Genomic DNA, 15,833 nt, shown 5'->3' with positions numbered 1-15,833 from the left:
AGGTGATCAAGAGAAGCAAGAGGCGGCTGAGTCCAAAGACCCAAGCCGCCTCTTTCCACGCAGATCGCAGCGTACCCATTGCAGTGTTCCCAGACCATATCTATCAATATTTTACAGTTGAGCTTAGCTCACCGTTGCTTAGGAACGGTTGAGGAAGCGGTCTGGTACTGAGCTGAACCGATCAGGCTATACCGACTCGCGCTGTGAGCGATTCTGCGTGGCAGGCTCAGAGGCTCAGCGATCCAGGTCAGCAAGCAGCCAGCTGTTCAGGAAGAGCAGCCGAGCTAGTGTATGGCCGCGGAGGATGGCGAGGCTGCGATGATCACCTGGACCGTGTAGCCCTCCAGCTTGCGCGGCGAGGTAGGGGAGAGCGTCTCTCGATAGAGTTCGCCGGGCAGCGGCTCAGCGATTGGCGTCGTCTCAACGCGCAAGCTATCGGCGAGCGTCTCCTCCTGCAGCTCGGCAGCGTGGCGCTGCACCATTGCCGCCAGCTCCTCATCCGCGCAGAGGGTCAGCTGGATATGGTCTTCGATCTTCAGATTGGCCCGCTTGCGCATGTCCTGGATATAGTGCGTCAGATCGCGGATCAGCCCTTCCTCGCGCAGTTCGGGCGTGATCGTCGTCTCCAGGACCACCACCGCGCCGCGCTCTTCAGCGGTGACATAGCCGGGGCGGGCGGTGGCGATTACCTCCACCTCGTCCGGCGTCAAGGTAATCTCGCGGCCCTCGATCGTCAGCTTCAAGACGCCCTGCTCGCGCAGCTGGCGAGCGGCTTCACTGGCAGCGTGGGCGTCCAGACCCTTCAGCATCGCCAGAATCTTCTGCACCAGAGGCCCATACTTCGGTCCCAGGACCCGCGCCTGGGCACGCAGGGTATAGGCCAGCATCTCGCTATCGTCGCTGAGCAACTCCAGGCGCTTGATATTCAGCTCCTCCAGCACCTGATCCTTCAGACGCAGCACTGCCTCCTGATCGGCTTGCGATGGAAGGCGCACATAGAGCGTATTGAGCGGCTGGCGCACGCGAATCTGCGCCTTCTCGCGGGCGGCGCGACCCAGGCCAACCACGCGCATCACCAGGTGCGTATCCTGTACCAGGGCCTCATCGATCAGCTCCTGGCGGGCCTGGGGCCAATCGCACAGATGCACGCTGAGGGGGGCCTCCTGTTGAACGCTGCGCACCAGGTTCTGATAGAGGCTCTCTGAGAAGAACGGCACAAAAGGAGCCAACAGCGTCACCAGTGTTGTCAGGCATTCGTAGAGCGTCAGATAGGCGCCGAGTTTATCGTCATCGAGCTCGGACTTCCAGATGCGCTCACGGCTGCGACGCAGATACCAGTTCGACAGATGCTCAATAAAGTTTTGGAGAGACTCGGTAGCATGGGCGCTATCGTAGCGTTCCAGGCTGGCGGTCACCTCCAGGATCGTCTGCTGCAGCTCCGAGAGAATCCAGCGATCCAGATCGCTGCGCCGCTCCACGGCCAGCTGATAGCGCGTCGGATCAAAGCCGTCGATATTGGCATAGGTCACAAAGAACCAGTAGATGTTCCAGACCTTATCGAGAGCGCGACGCACCAGCATCCACTTCTCGCTCAGGCGCACTGGAACGCCCTCGCGGACGGCCCGCTCGACGTCCTCCCGACTGGGGATACGCGGGAAGCGCAGATTCTGCTCGGGGTCCTGGCTGGTATAGAGCCAGCGCATCGTATCGGCGCCCACGCGCTCGGCGGCATCGTCGAAGTCGATCGCATTGCCCTTCGACTTATGCATAATCTCGCCGTCCTCATCGAGGACAGTCGCGTAACCGAGCAGAGTTTTAAAGGGCGTCGTACCCTCCAGGACCGTGCTCATCACCAGCAGAGCGTAGAACCAGTTCTTGAACTGGCCCGGGAAGGACTCCGTCACGAAGTCCGCCGGGAACCACTGGCGCCAGTAGTCGCGATTGTGGCGGTAGTCCAGCGTTGAGAAAGGCACGATGCCGGCATCCAGCCAGGGATTGCCCACATCCTTGATGCGCGAGACCAGGGCACCACATTGCCGACAACGGATCTTGACGGCATCGATCCAGGGACGATGCGGAGAATGGCCTTCGAACTCCTCCCAGCCCTCGACAGCGCGCTCGCGCAGCTCCTCCTTGCTACCGATGACCTCGAAGGTGCCACACTGCTGGCACTCATAGATCGGCAGCGCCAGCCCCCAATAGCGCTTCTTCGAGATCATCCAGTCGTCCATATTGCGCAGCCAGTCCAGCTCACGCTCCAGACCAAAAGCCGGAATCCAGGTGACCTGGCGAGCGACCTCCATGATCTCGTAGCGCAGCTGCTCCATCGAGATATACCACTCGTCTACCAGGCGGAAGATCAACTCGGTCTTGCAGCGCCAGCAGACTGGATAGCGGTGACGATAGTTCTGAGAGCGATAGAGGAGGCCTTTCTGGGCCAGATTCTCGGCGACGGGCCGAGCCACTGCTGAGACCGACTGGCCAGTGAGCCAGCCGTAGCCCTCGACATAGATCCCGAATTCATCGACTGGGGCCAGAACCGCCAGGTCGAACTCCTTCGAGAGGGCGAAGTCCTCGCGACCGCAGCCCGGGGCGATATGGACAATGCCCGTTCCCTCGCTGGCGCTGACTTCCTTCCAGGGGATGACGCGATGGCTCACGCCCTGAGCGGCGGGCAGCTCATCGAAAGGACCGCGGTAGCTCCAGCCCACTAGCTGCTCGCCCTTGAGGCGCTCCAGAACACGATACTCACCCTTATCGCGTCCGCGCAGCTCCCGCAGCAGATTCAGGCGCTCCTCCGCCAGATAGAAGATCTGACCATCCTGCTCGACCTTGACGTAGGTCAATTCGGGATGGACCGCGGCGGCCACGTTGGCGGCCAGCGTCCAGGGGGTGGTTGTCCAGACCAGCAGGAACTCCCCCGGGCGCTCGATCAGCGGGAAGAGCACATACAGGCTCAGATGGCTGACCTCATGCCAGTCCTCCGAGAGCGTCTCCATATTGGAGATGCCGGTACCGCAGCGAGGGCACCAGGTCATGACATCGTGCCCCTTGTAGATCAGGCCCCGCTCGTAGCAGCGCTTCAAGAAGTGCCAGATCGTATAGTTATTCTCGTCGGAGAGCGTGTAGTAGTCGTTGCCCCAGTCCATCCAATAGCCCAGCCGGATCGACTGCTCGGTGATCCGGCGGGCGAAGCGAAAGACGCGCTCCTTGCACAGCTCGACAAAGCGCGCGATGCCGAACTCCTCGATCTCTCGCTTGTTCTTGAGGCCCAGCTCCTGCTCGACATTGACCTCAACCCACAGGCCCTGGCAGTCAAAACCGTTCTGGTAGCGCTGCCGGTAGCCCTGCATGGTTTTGAAACGCTGGAAGAGATCCTTATAGGTGCGGCCCCAGGCATGATGGACGCCCATCGGGTTGTTGGCAGTCATCGGGCCATCGAGAAAAGAGTATTGCTTATCGCTCTGATCGTTGCGGTGCACGTAGCGCTGAAGCACGCCGTTCTCATCCCACCAGCGCTGAATCTCGTGCTCCAGCGCTGGATAGTCAACACGGTCAGCCGCGATCACTGGCCGAAAGACGCTTGCTTCACCTGACACGTCAGCTTCCTCCTCGCTCACTGACAGATTGCCTTGCCTGATCTGGCATCGGCTGGACTTGGCTCAGCCAAGTCTGGCTTTGTTGCTGCTTCCTTGTTTCTACATGGCCCTGATGGATGTGCTCCACCCGCTCCGCTGCTCTGATGGCCGAACGCAAAGTCACTGCGCTGGCTCACTGCGCTCCTATAAGGCGACAGCCCGTGCGGTGGCAGCGTTCCCTCACGCGGACAATGACCCGCTCAGGCTGGCGAAGCTGCTCCTGGGAGCAGAGCGAGAGGGGGAGGCGGATCAGGAGCCGCCCGCCCCACAGTCTCATGGCCGAGCGGCATTGGAATTGGAGCCTGGCGGCTCATCAACCAGCTGGATTTCCAGGCGCTTATTGAGCCGCCCCTTGTTCTCAGCCCGGACAATGCGAATGCCACCGACCTCCCTGGTATGGCGGACATGGGTCCCGCCGTCGGCCTGGAGATCGAGGCCAACGATCTCCACGATCCGCACCTCCTCCAGGTCTGGGGGCAAGAGATTGGTGCGTGTACGGATCAGGTCGGGGATGGCAAAGGCTTTCTCGCGCGGCAGGTTATAGACCCGGATAGGCAGGTCGGCCTCGATGGCCTCATTGACGCGCTGCTCAATAAAGGCCAGGCGCTCTCTGGTCAGGCCCTCCATCGCGAAGTCCATGCGTGCCCGGTCGGGGTACATCTGGCCTCCAGTCACCGGGACGCGGAACTCCTGCCAGATCACGCCGCAGAGCAGATGTAGAGCCGTATGCGTGCGCATCATGCGATAGCGGAAATCCCAATCGATGCGCGCCGTTACTTCAGTGCCCACGGGAGGGGGAGGACTATCGAGCAGGTGCCAGACCACCTCTCCCTGCTTGCGCAGGGCAATGACACTGGCCTGCTGGCGCCCGTGATCCCAGGAGAGCGTACCGCGGTCAGCCATCTGGCCTCCGCCGCCGGGATAGAAGACGGTGGCATCGAGGGCCAGCTCATCGCCCTCCGCGGCAACGACTTTGGCGCTGCATTCAAAGGTATAGCTATTCTCCAGGTAGATCAGCTTCGTCTTCATCCTGCAAGCTCCGATCTCCGTATGAAAAAAAACCTCTCATCCGCGCAGGACGAGAGGACTTCCCGTGGTACCACCCGCATTAGTCACGACTGGGCACCCCTCTCAGGCCACTCCCAGCGAGGGAGAGACAGCTCCGGCTCTGCCCTCACCCGTGCTCACGCTCGGGCGCGGGGTTGCTCATCGAGCCGGCCTGGCCCATCTGGTACTCGTCGCGACTCGCTCCATGCCGCCGTCTCCCTCGATGTGATATACTATTTGTCGGTCCCCCGCCCTCAGCCTGATCGGGCCAGCGTGGCACGCATGAGCTTGTTCTGCTTGTCTCTTGCGTCCATCAGCTCAGGTGCAACGCCCGACTCGACTGAAGACCGTTGCCGCGCTTCGGCACGGAGGCGGGATCATCGAGAGGTTGAGGCAGGCGGCCCTCTCTGGTAACGGAGAGGCGCCGGCTAGCTCTACTCGCTTGCGCGTTCTGCTAGCTGCTCAGGAGTGATCTTCGGCCCGCTCCTTAGTATCCGGCTCTCACCTTGCCCGGACTCTCTGTCACCAGGGATGCGGCCTACTGGCTCCCTCTTCGCATCTGTCTGGACTGTGCTTGTGTTCGCTCTCGGTGGATAGAGGCTACCGCGTTGAGTATGCCATATTCATCACTCTGTGTCAAGCCGCATAAAGGAAACCAATGGATAATTTACAGACATTTTATGGTCCAAATGCAGGCTATGTGCTCGATCTGTATGAACGTTATCGAACTGATCCCTCGGCAGTAGATGAGAACACGCGCGCCATCTTTGCTCACTGGAAGCCGGTGGTGATAGCGGAAGGGGAGGCCCTGGCTTCGGGGAAGGCAGAGGGGGCGCCGTTTGCTGTAGAGAAAGTAGTGGCGGCGGTGGCTTTGGCCCATGCCATCCGCGAGCGTGGTCACCTGGCGGCCCAGCTTGATCCCCTTGGGCGACCACCACAGGGCGACCCGGCTTTATTGCCCGAAAGCCACGGCCTCACCGCAGAGGATCTGGCCCAGTTGCCAGCCAGTGTGGTTGGCGGGCATGCCGCCGAGGGAGCGCGCAATGCCCTGGAGGCTATCCAGCGCCTGCGTGCCATGTATTCAGGGACCATCAGCTACGAGTTCGACCAGGTCAAAAGTCCTCATGAGCGTCTCTGGCTGCGCGATGCCGTGGGGCTGCAACTCTTCCAGCGCCGCCTCAGTCCCCAGGCCAGTCGCCAGTTGCTGCAGCGCCTGACCCAGGTTGAGGTCTTCGAGCGCTTCCTGCACCAGACCTATCCAGGCCAGAAGCGCTTCTCGATCGAGGGCTGTGATGTCCTGGTGCCGATGCTGGACGAGCTGATCCGCTGCGCGCTGGAGTCGGAGACACGGCAGGTCATCATCGGCATGGCCCACCGCGGGCGTCTGAACGTGCTCGCTCATGTCCTGGGGAAGCCCTATCAGGCCATTCTGGCGGAGTTCGCCCACACGCGCCATGAGGAAGGGGTGCCGCTGACCGACACCTTCGGCTTCGGCTGGAGCGGCGATGTGAAATATCACCTTGGCGCAGAGCATCTGTTGGGCGGTGAGCGCTCGCTGGCCCTCAAGATCATCCTGGCCCCCAATCCCAGCCATCTGGAGTTTGTGAATCCAGTGGTGGAGGGCATGACGCGTGCGGCTCAGGAGCGTCGTGATCGAGCCGGGGCGCCACGTCAGGAGCTGGATGAGACCCTGCCGATCCTGATCCACGGTGATGCCGCTTTCCCGGGCGAGGGGGTGGTCGCCGAGACTCTGAATTTGTGGCATCTGCAGGGCTACTCGGTCGGGGGAACTATCCATATCATTCTCAATAATCAGCTAGGCTTTACGACGGAACCCCAGGAGAGCCGGTCGACGCTCTTCGCCAGCGATCTGGCCAAGGGCTTTAGCATCCCCATTATTCATGTCAATGCCGATGACCCCGAGGCGGCCTTGACCGCCATCCGCCTGGCCCACGCCTATCGCGATGAGTTTCACAAGGATATTCTGATTGAGCTGGTGGGCTATCGACGTTGGGGACATAACGAGGGCGATGAGCCGGCCTTTACCCAGCCGCAGCTCTATGAGCTGATCCGTGCCCATCCGACAGTGCGCGAGCTGTACGCCCGACACCTGCAGGAGCAGGGAGTGGTAACGCCCCAGGAGTGCGAGCAGATGGTGGAGGAGGCCTTTGTGACGCTGCGCCGGGCGAAGCAGGAGGTGGATGAGGACCCGCAGCGCTTCGAGCAGCTGGGAGGTAATGGGCAGAACGGTCTGGCCGTGGAGCTAGAGCCGGCCCCGCCTGTCTCAGCGGAGCAGCTGCGCCAGTTTAATCGTGAGCTGCTGCGCTGGCCCCAGGGCTTCACAGTGCATCAGCGCCTGGCGCGTGTGCTGCAGCGCCGCGCCGATGCGCTGGAGCAGGGTAGCATCGATTGGGGCCATGCCGAGGCCCTGGCCTTCGCCTCAATCCTGGCCGATGGAATCCCCATCCGCCTCAGTGGGCAGGATTCCGAGCGCGGTACCTTCAGTCAGCGCCATGCAGTGCTGCACGATAGCCGTACGGGTGAGCGCTATGTGCCGCTGCAGCATCTCTCACAGGCACAGGCCAGTTTCGCCATCTACAATAGCCCACTCACTGAGACGGCAGTGCTGGGCTTCGAGTATGGCTATAGCGTGCAGGCGCCGGAGGCACTGGTGCTGTGGGAGGCCCAGTATGGTGACTTCGCCAATGTGGCCCAGGTCATTATCGACCAGTTCATTGCTTCGGGACGGGCCAAGTGGCGCCAGAACTCGTCGGTGGTGCTGCTGCTGCCGCACGGCTACGAGGGCCAGGGACCAGACCATTCGAGCGCACGCCTGGAGCGCTTCCTGCAGCTATCGGCAGGCTATAACTGGCGGGTGACCAACTGCTCAACGGCGGCTCAATACTACCATCTGCTGCGCCAGCAGGCGCACAGTCTCCAGCGTCATCCATTGCCGCTCGTGGTGCTGACCCCCAAGAGCCTGCTGCGCCATCCGTTGGCGGCGGCAAGACTGGAGGAGCTAACGAGCGGGCGCTTCCAGCCGGTGCTCGACGACGCTGAGGCCCAGCAACGGGCGCAGACCATCCGCCGGGTGTTACTGTGCAGTGGAAAGATGGCCATCGATCTCCTGGCGAGTGAGCAGCGGTCTCAAGCAAGCGAGGTGGCGGTGGTGCGCGTGGAACAGCTCTATCCGCTACCCGAGGAGGAGCTCCTGCAGGTGTTGAGCAGCTACCCCTCCTTGCAAGAACTGGTCTGGGTCCAGGAGGAGCCGCTCAATATGGGGGCCTGGAGTTACATGGCACCTCGCCTGCAGAGATTGCTCGCCTCGCTTCCCACATCCCAGGCCGTGCTGCGCGTGTTGGCACGCCCCGAGAGCGCCAGCCCGGCGACCGGCTTTATGGACCGCTACGAGGCTGAACAGCGCGCTCTGATCAAGGGGGCTTTGCTCGGTGAGGGCGGCCTGCTGGTGGAAAAGCGCGCCGCTGAGACGCCGGCGGGCAAGCGTCGGCGCTGAGTTGGCCCCGACAGCGATGGAGCAAGCCAGGTCAGGCAGGGCCCGGGGCGTCAGATGGTGGCGGCCAGGTTGAACGGGCAGGCCATGCATGGTGATGCTATAATAGGCCAGGAGAAGCCAGCGCGCTGGCCCTATCCGAGCGCGCTGGCTCGCCTTTGGCTTTTGGCTTTCTTCGGCCTCTGAGAAAGGTTCTGCACTCATCAGAAGCAACAGTCAGCACTGCAGCAGGAAAGGCAGAATGAGAACATGGCGATAGATATTCGTGTTCCGACCCTGGGCGAATCGGTGGTCGAGGCCACGGTGGCGCGCTGGTACAAGCGCGAGGGGGAGCAGGTCCGTCAGGGCGAAGTGCTGGCGGAGCTGGAGACCGACAAGGTGAGCGTTGAGGTAACCGCGGAGCATGACGGCGTGCTGGCAGAGATTCTGAAGCGCGAGGGAGAGGATGTGGCCGTTGGGGAGGTTCTGGCTCGTCTCACTGAGACAGCCGAGGGAGAGGGGGCAAGCGCAGCGTCCACGTTGGGCGAGGCAGCGACCTCACGTGAGGCGCCGGCTCAGGCCCGGCAGGAGCAGGCAGAAGTCCAGCAGGGGAGCGCAGCGTCGGGTTCGCGCCTTGCCGATGGGCAGCGGCCTCCCTCGCCACTGGCGCGTCGCATTGCCGCTGAGTACAACATTGATCTCTCGCAGGTCAAGAGCAGCAGCCCCCACGGACGAGTGACTAAGGACGACGTTCTGCAGTATCTGGAGCAGCAGCAGGCGCTTCAGCAAGGCCAGGGCCAGTCTCAGGTGCAACCGCGGCCAGGGCCGTCGGCGGCTACTGCTCCGTCGGCCACAGCCCCGAGTCGAGGGGATGGGGCGACGGCTACGGCGATACCGTCGGTACCCGCAGCAGGAGAGCGCACTGCCGCGGCGGGAACGGCCCTGGAGCCGCCACCACTGCTGGTTTCGGAGCCGCGGCGAGAGGAGCGCATCCGGCTCTCGCGTCGGCGCCTGACCATTGCCCAGCGTCTGGTCGAGGCCCAGCACACGGCAGCGATGTTGACCACCTTTAATGAGGTCGACATGAGCGCTATTCTGGCGGTGCGGGCACGCCACCGTGAGGAGTTCAAGCAGCGCTATGGCATCTCGCTGGGCTTTATGTCCTTCTTCACGAAGGCAGTGGTGGGGGCACTCAAGGCTTTCCCTTATCTCAATGCGGAGCTACAGGGGCGCGAGCTGCTGGTCAAGTACTACTACGACATTGGCATCGCTGTCAGTACGGATGAAGGGCTGGTCGTACCTGTGGTGCGCGACGCCGATCGCAAGAGCTTTGTGGAGATCGAGCGGGAGATCGCGGAGCTGGCGCGGCGGGCGCGCAATAATGAGCTAACGCTGACGGACTTGCAGGGAGGGACCTTCACTATTACCAATGGTGGGGTCTTCGGCTCGCTGCTTTCGACGCCGATTCTCAACGGTCCCCAGGTAGGCATCCTGGGGATGCACAAGGTCCAGGAGCGTCCTGTCGTGGTGGACGGACAGGTGGTGGTGCGCCCCATGATGTATGTGGCGCTCTCCTATGACCATCGTGTGGTCGATGGCCGCGAGGCGGTGCAGTTCCTGGTCCGTGTTAAGGAGCTGCTGGAAGATCCAGAGCGGCTGTTGTTGGAAGGCTAGCCGACAGGCGATCTGCTGTGACGGGCGAGGTAGATGGCGGGTCGACGATCGCAGACAGAGGAAGGCTGCAGATAGCTCAGGATCGTAGACAGGGCGTTTGCTTCGATTGACAGGGACGGCCTGTTAGGAGATAATCAAGGCTGTGCTGTCCGCGCCTGGCCCGCCCTCCTTGCCAGGGGTAGGGAACGGGACCGCGCTTGCACGAGCGTTCTGTCAGGGTGAGCGAGGCAGGAGCGGGCAAGCCTGGCTGGCTGGGGAGGGGAAAGGAGCGCTCTGGAGTCGTTCGACCGATGGCAGGAATCGAGGAAATGAGCCGGCTATGCAACCACCAGAGAATCCCTATGCTCGGCAGAAGGGGCACGCCGATGATCTCCAGACCCTCGTTGGGCGGTCCCTGGGCCAATTCCGTATCGTAGAGCCGCTTGGGGCGGGCGGGATGGCTGCGGTCTTTAAAGCCTATCAACCCTCGCTCGATCGCTATGTGGCAGTCAAGGTGCTTCCGGCACGCTATGCCCATGATCCGGTCTTTGTCAAGCGCTTTGAGCAGGAGGCACGTTCGGTCGCTAAGCTGGTGAATCCCCATATTGTGCAGATCCACGACTTTGGCGAGCAGGATAAGATTACCTACATTGTCATGGAGTATGTCGACGGCGGAACCTTACGGGATCGTTTGAAGAGCCGCTCGCTCTCGCTGGTGGAGGCTGTCGACTTTCTGCTACAGGCAGCGGAGGGACTGCGCTGTGCCCATAGCCATAATATTGTGCACCGCGATGTGAAGCCCAGCAATATGCTCTTGCGCCGCGATGGGCATCTTTTGCTCTCTGATTTTGGGATCGCCAAGATCCTGGAGGGGACGACGCACCTGACACGCGCCGGGGTGGGCATCGGGACGCCACAGTATATGTCGCCAGAGCAGAGTACAGGCCAGGCTGTTGATCAGCGCAGCGATATCTACTCCCTGGGGATCGTCTTTTTCGAATGCCTGACAGGACGGGTGCCTTTTACGGCGGAGAATCCGGTCAGTGTGACGCTGAAGCACCTGCAGGAGCCGCTGCCAGTTGAGCCGCTGCGTCAGGCGGGGGTGCCAGCGGTGATCGAGCAGGTCGTTGTGAAAATGACCGCCAAGGCGCCTGCCGACCGCTACCAGTCAATTGAGGAGATGGGGGAGGCCCTGGCAGTGGCGTTGAATGCGGCTCGCCTGCCCATGCCGCGCGTATGGCGGTTGTCGACAATGCCCCCTTCTCTCTCCGAAGGCGGTGGGTCAGCGGCCACGCTGCTATCCGCTCAGCCAGGAGCGTGGCCAGCTTCTCCTGGGGACAGACCGCAGTCCGCTCCTTCCTATGGTCTGCCCGTGGCCCCGGGCGTTAGCAGTGGGTCTACTACTGGTCAGGGCCCGGGGGAAGCGTTCCCTCCCCGTCCCCTCTCGGGCACTCCTTTCCCGACGGTAACGCTGTCATGCTTCCGCTGCGGTACCCCTAACCCAAGTACGCGCCTATTCTGTACGACCTGCGGCTATGAGCTGGCCGATCGCAAGGCGGTAAAGGATCGCTATGTTGATGCTCAGGGACGGGTGGTGCTGGCCAGTTTGACGCTGCAGAGTGGGCCGCTCGCTGGTCGCTCTTTCCGCTTCCATCAGGATGTGACGACAATTGGGCGCACAAATGGCAATGATTTTATTATTGCCGGTCGCACAGTCTCGCGTCGCCACGCCCGACTATGGTTCGATAATGGCCTCTGGTACCTGGAGGATCTGCAGAGCGCCAATGGCACCCTGGTGAACGGCGAGCGCATTCAGCAGACGGTACTGCGCGATGGCGATGTGGTCCAGTTCGGCGACGAACGTTTGATCTTTCATATAGTTTATAAGTAAGGAAGAGAGTAGATGTTGTTCCTGGCAGGCAAGGCTGACAAGGCCGTCTGACTGGTTGGCTGATTCAGTCACCGTTCAGGCTGACCTGTTCCTTGCCCGGAAAGGGTAACGAGCAATGGCTTCGTTGAATCCACTCAATGCGGCACTGCAGCAGCTGCTGCTGGGCAGTGCTGTGCGCCAAAACCATGCACTGGAGCATGCAACCATTGTGCTGCTGAGCCGCAAGTTCCCGGAGGTGCGTTTCTCAGGGGTTTCTTCGGCGCTGGGCTTTGCGGTTTTTGGCAATGTGCCAACAGAGGAAGTGCTGCCCGCAGCTGAAGAGGCGCTACACTTGCTGCGTACGACGCAGCCAGAGCTGGCGATCCACGAGCGCTGCGGCACGAATCTTGCCGTGGCGGGCTTGCTGAGCGGCTTGTCGGCGATGACGGTGGCGCGCATGCGGCGCCCGTTCAATACTTTCAATAATGTGGTGCTGGCGACAACGGCGGCCCTGGTACTGGCGCGGCCTCTCGGGTTGACGGTTCAGCGCTATCTGACGACACAGACGCCTTCGCCATCCATGCGTATCACTGGGGTGAGGCGCTTCGAGGTGCTGGGAACACCGGCGCACTTTGTGAGCACGGAGAACCCGGAGGCGGCGCGGCTGTTCTCCTGGTGATGGGAGAAAGGAGGCTTTGCGACAATGACGAGTGGGCAGCGTGACCGCTTGCTGGTTGAGCCGGCCTGGTTGGAGGAGCACCTGCACGATCCGCAGCTGCGCATTGTGGATATGCGTGGGTATGTGCGGACGGTGGAGCGCGGAGCAGGTGAGCAGGAGGCGCTGTATGAGGGTGCGCGTGCTGAGTATGAGCAGGGCCACATTCCTGGCGCGGTCTATCTTGACTGGACGAGCGATATTGTTGATCCCGACAGCGAGGTGAAGGCGCAGGTAGCACCGCCGGAACGCTTTGCCGAGGTCCTGGGACGCCTGGGTATTGGCGATGAGCATCTGGTAGTGGCCTATGATGCGCATCCAGCCTCACAGTTTGCGACCCGCCTGTGGTGGGCGCTGACCTACTATGGCCATCGCGAGGTACGCGTCTTGAACGGGGGCTTCCCCCGCTGGTTGCGCGAAGGACGACCGGTGACGACAGAGGTGCCACAGTATCCGCCAGCGGTCTTTACCCCGCGCGTGCAGCCAGAGCTGCGAGCCACGGCTGAGGAGGTACTGGCCGCGCTGGGACAGGCGGGTATACAGGTGATCGATGCGCGCGATGTAGGACAGTATAGCGGGCAGGTGGTACGCCGTCCTGGCCGTCCGGGTCATATTCCGGGAGCCATCAATATCCCGCGCGAGGAGCTGGTTGATCCACAGACGGGCCAGTTTCGCAGCAATGAGGAGCTGGCAGCGGTCTTTGCGCGTGCCGGGCTGCGCCCGGAGGAGCGAGTGATCGCCTACTGTAATGGTGGAGTGGCGGCGACGGTTGTCCTCTTCAGCCTGGCCCTGTTGGGCTATCCCCATCTGACGAATTATGATGGTTCCTGGAATGAATGGGGCGTACGCCCCGATCTGCCTGCAGAAGTGTAATGGGGCTTTGCCTCTGCTTGCTGGACTGTGAGGCGTGCTGATGGAGGGGTTTTTCTCCTCTGACTCTGTGGGGGGTGAGGGTGAGGGATGGCCGGAGATCACCGAGCCTGATCTGCAAAGGATCATGGAGGGGTTCGGCCTTCCTTCGTCCTGGCAGCCCCTGGGGCCGTTGACGTCCCCCTATAGCCCTGAACCGTTGGGCTTGCTGCTGGAGGTTGAGGGCGAGCGCTATCTGCTGCGCCCGCGCCCGGAGGGGCCAGCTGGCGAGGATCTTGAGCATTGCTATCGTTTTCAGCGTTTCTTGCGCCTGGCTGGCTTGCCGGTGCCGGCTCTGCGCCAGACTCCGTCGGGGTCCTACTGCCTGCCGCTGGGGGAGGAGTGCTTCGAGCTGCAGCAGTGGCTAGGCGGGGAGGATTTCACGAGCGCCGGGACTCGCGGGTTGCGCTGGGTTGAGGCCGCAGGAAAGATGCTGGCCCAGCTGCATGAGGCTTCTTTTCGTTTTCCTGGGCCGCAGCACCGCTGGCCCTCAGAGTTGCAGGCTGGCGGGCTGGTCCAGGGTTGGCTCAATCTGGCGCGCGAGCGTGCCGAGCGCTGCGAGGTGGGAGCGATTGCCAGTGCTCTGCAGACCTGGGTCGAGCAGTGGGAGGCGGTGCTGCCAGCGGCCATGATGACGCTGGGGGCGGCCCGTGGATTGCCCGAGCTGCACATTCATGGGGATTATCAGGCGCAGCATCTGCGTTTCAATGCCGAGGGGGTCTGTTCTGTCTCGGGCTTCTATGCCTCGCGCTGGGAGAAGCGCGTTCTGGAGGTGGCGGCAGCGCTTTTTGCGTTCAGTGCGTTGGACTGGCAGCCGACGACGGGTCAGACGCGTCCGCTGGTGGCGCGGGGGCTGGAGCCAGAGCGAGCGCGGGCCTTTTTGCGGGGCTATGGGGCGATTGCGCCTCCCCAGGGTCAGGAAGCGGCCTGTCTGGCGGAGGCCCTGACGCTGACGGTGCCCATTCTGACGATCAACGGCCCGCTGGAGGATCTCTTCTTTGTGGAGGAGGGAAGGCTGGATGAGGGTGAGAGCCAGAAGCAGATCGAGGATCTGCTGGAGCGCCTGGCCTGGGCCAGCGCCTGGCCGGGTTGGCTGCGACGTGCGCGGCGCTGGCTGGCCGAGCTGTGGGAGGAGGCCCCCACCGGTTAGGTAAACGGTGCGGCAGCCTCCTTGTTGACCGGGCGGGTCAAGGTCACGGTCGCGTTGGCAGCTTACACGGGGCCAACGACAGGGTGGGGCACATATGGCTCTTCGAGGTAGGCGATGTCTTCGGCACTCAGGTGGACGTCGAGGGCGCCGACGGCTTCTTCCAGCTGGCTGATCCTGGTGACACCGACGATGGGCGCGGTCACTGGCTCCTTCTGGAGCAGCCAGGCCAGGGCAATCTGTGCACGGGCCACGCCGTATTTGCCGGCCAGCTCGCCGACGCGGTCGATGATCCCTTGATCGGCGGTGGCAGTGGCATCGTATTTCTGTCTGGCAACCTGATCCGTCTCGGCGCGCCGCGTCGGTTGCTGCGAGGCCTCACGTGCCAATCTGCCGGCTGCCAGTGGGCTGTAGGGGATGACGCCGATGCCTTCGGCGCGGCAGAGTGGCAGCATCTCGCGCTCTTCTTCGCGGTAGATGAGGTTGAGATGATTCTGCATGGAGACAAAGCGTGTCCAGCCATGCCGCTCTGCGACGAAGAGCGCTTTCTGGAATTGCCAGGCATACATGGCGGAGGCGCCAAGGTAGCGGACTTTGCCGGCCCGGACCAGATCGTTGAGAGCCTCCATTGTTTCCTCGATCGGGGTCTGGTAGTCCCAGCGATGGATCTGATAGAGGTCGATGTAGTCGGTCCCGAGGCGCCGGAGGCTGTGATCAACCTCGCTGAGAATGGCTTTGCGCGAGAGACCAGCCCCGTTCGGTCCTTCGCGCATGCGGAAGAAGACCTTGGTGGCAATGACAACCTCATCGCGCTTGACGAAGTCTTTCAGGGCACGCCCCAGGATCTCTTCGCTGGCTCCCAGTGAGTAGACATTAGCGGTATCAAAGAAGTTGATGCCCAGATCGAGGGCTTTCTTGATGATCTGGCGGCTCTGTTCCTCGTCGAGGACCCAGGGATGCACCCAGCGGGTGGGATCACCAAAGCTCATGCAGCCAAGGCAAATGCGAGAGACCTCTAGCCCGGTTTTGCCTAATCTAGCATACTGCACGATTCACCTCTCATCCAATCTCTATATTCTTATTTTTTCTTCACTGAGAAGGGTGGCGGCCAGGTCTGCTGTCCTGTGTGAGTCAGGACGGGCAGCGTGGCCTTCTGCAAGAGAGTATAGCGTCCCCACAAGGAGAGGATATAGGCAGATCCTGGGTGATCCTTGGCCGATTCTGTAACAGGAGGCTCTGCGCGGATAGCGAGGCTGGTCGCTGGGACTTGCTGATTAGCCAGGATTGGCAGAAAAGGCGGAGAAAAGACGGCTCAGGAGGGCCAGGGTCGGGGGGCAGCGCTGCGATGAGGGCTATTGTGAGGC

The 15,833-nt window shown here is 62.1% G+C and carries 9 protein-coding genes; 6 read left to right on the top strand and 3 right to left on the bottom strand.

From position 1 onward, the window contains the following. Window positions 1-284 precede the first annotated feature (284 nt). Window positions 285-3,599 carry an isoleucine--tRNA ligase gene (gene ileS, locus IRZ31_RS13630; RefSeq protein WP_297154537.1) on the bottom strand — a complete coding sequence of 1,105 codons (3,315 nt, stop codon included), beginning with the start codon at window positions 3,597-3,599 and terminating at the stop codon, window positions 285-287. Window positions 3,600-3,911: 312 nt separating this feature from the next. Beyond that, window positions 3,912-4,667, bottom strand: a complete 756-nt coding sequence (locus IRZ31_RS13625; protein ID WP_297154536.1) for an alanyl-tRNA editing protein — start codon at window positions 4,665-4,667, stop codon at window positions 3,912-3,914. A 676-nt stretch (window positions 4,668-5,343) separates the two neighbouring features. On the opposite strand from IRZ31_RS13625, the gene IRZ31_RS13620 reads away from it, so the two are divergent. The 6 genes from IRZ31_RS13620 (at window position 5,344) to IRZ31_RS13595 (ending at window position 14,472) form a co-directional block, all read left to right on the top strand. Further along, window positions 5,344-8,199 (top strand): 2-oxoglutarate dehydrogenase E1 component, encoded by a 2,856-nt coding sequence (locus tag IRZ31_RS13620; RefSeq protein WP_297154534.1) that lies wholly within the window; start codon window positions 5,344-5,346, stop codon window positions 8,197-8,199. 246 nt (window positions 8,200-8,445) lie between these two features. Further along, window positions 8,446-9,849, top strand: coding sequence for a 2-oxoglutarate dehydrogenase complex dihydrolipoyllysine-residue succinyltransferase (gene odhB / locus IRZ31_RS13615; protein WP_297154532.1), 1,404 nt, complete (start codon window positions 8,446-8,448; stop codon window positions 9,847-9,849). Between the two features lie 319 nt (window positions 9,850-10,168). Continuing rightward, window positions 10,169-11,719, top strand: a complete 1,551-nt coding sequence (locus IRZ31_RS13610; protein WP_297154530.1) for an FHA domain-containing serine/threonine-protein kinase — start codon at window positions 10,169-10,171, stop codon at window positions 11,717-11,719. Between the two features lie 115 nt (window positions 11,720-11,834). Next, a complete protein-coding gene (locus IRZ31_RS13605) occupies window positions 11,835-12,377 on the top strand; it encodes a DUF6391 domain-containing protein (protein WP_297154528.1) in 543 nt (180 codons plus the stop codon). Between the two features lie 24 nt (window positions 12,378-12,401). Continuing rightward, the gene (locus IRZ31_RS13600) at window positions 12,402-13,286 is read left to right on the top strand and encodes a sulfurtransferase (RefSeq protein ID WP_297154526.1); all 885 of its coding nucleotides are present in this window, start codon (window positions 12,402-12,404) and stop codon (window positions 13,284-13,286) included. Between the two features lie 124 nt (window positions 13,287-13,410). Continuing rightward, window positions 13,411-14,472 (top strand): phosphotransferase, encoded by a 1,062-nt coding sequence (locus IRZ31_RS13595; protein ID WP_297154524.1) that lies wholly within the window; start codon window positions 13,411-13,413, stop codon window positions 14,470-14,472. Between the two features lie 62 nt (window positions 14,473-14,534). Here the strand turns inward: IRZ31_RS13595 and IRZ31_RS13590 are convergent, their stop codons facing one another. After that, the gene (locus IRZ31_RS13590) at window positions 14,535-15,518 is read right to left on the bottom strand and encodes an aldo/keto reductase (protein ID WP_297154522.1); all 984 of its coding nucleotides are present in this window, start codon (window positions 15,516-15,518) and stop codon (window positions 14,535-14,537) included. Window positions 15,519-15,833 lie beyond the last annotated feature (315 nt).

This window comes from Thermogemmatispora sp., assembly GCF_019683635.1.
GTDB lineage: Bacteria > Chloroflexota > Ktedonobacteria > Ktedonobacterales > Ktedonobacteraceae > Thermogemmatispora.
The sequence above is the reverse complement of the archived record's forward strand: the minus strand, read 5'-3'. Positions and strand labels throughout refer to the sequence as shown.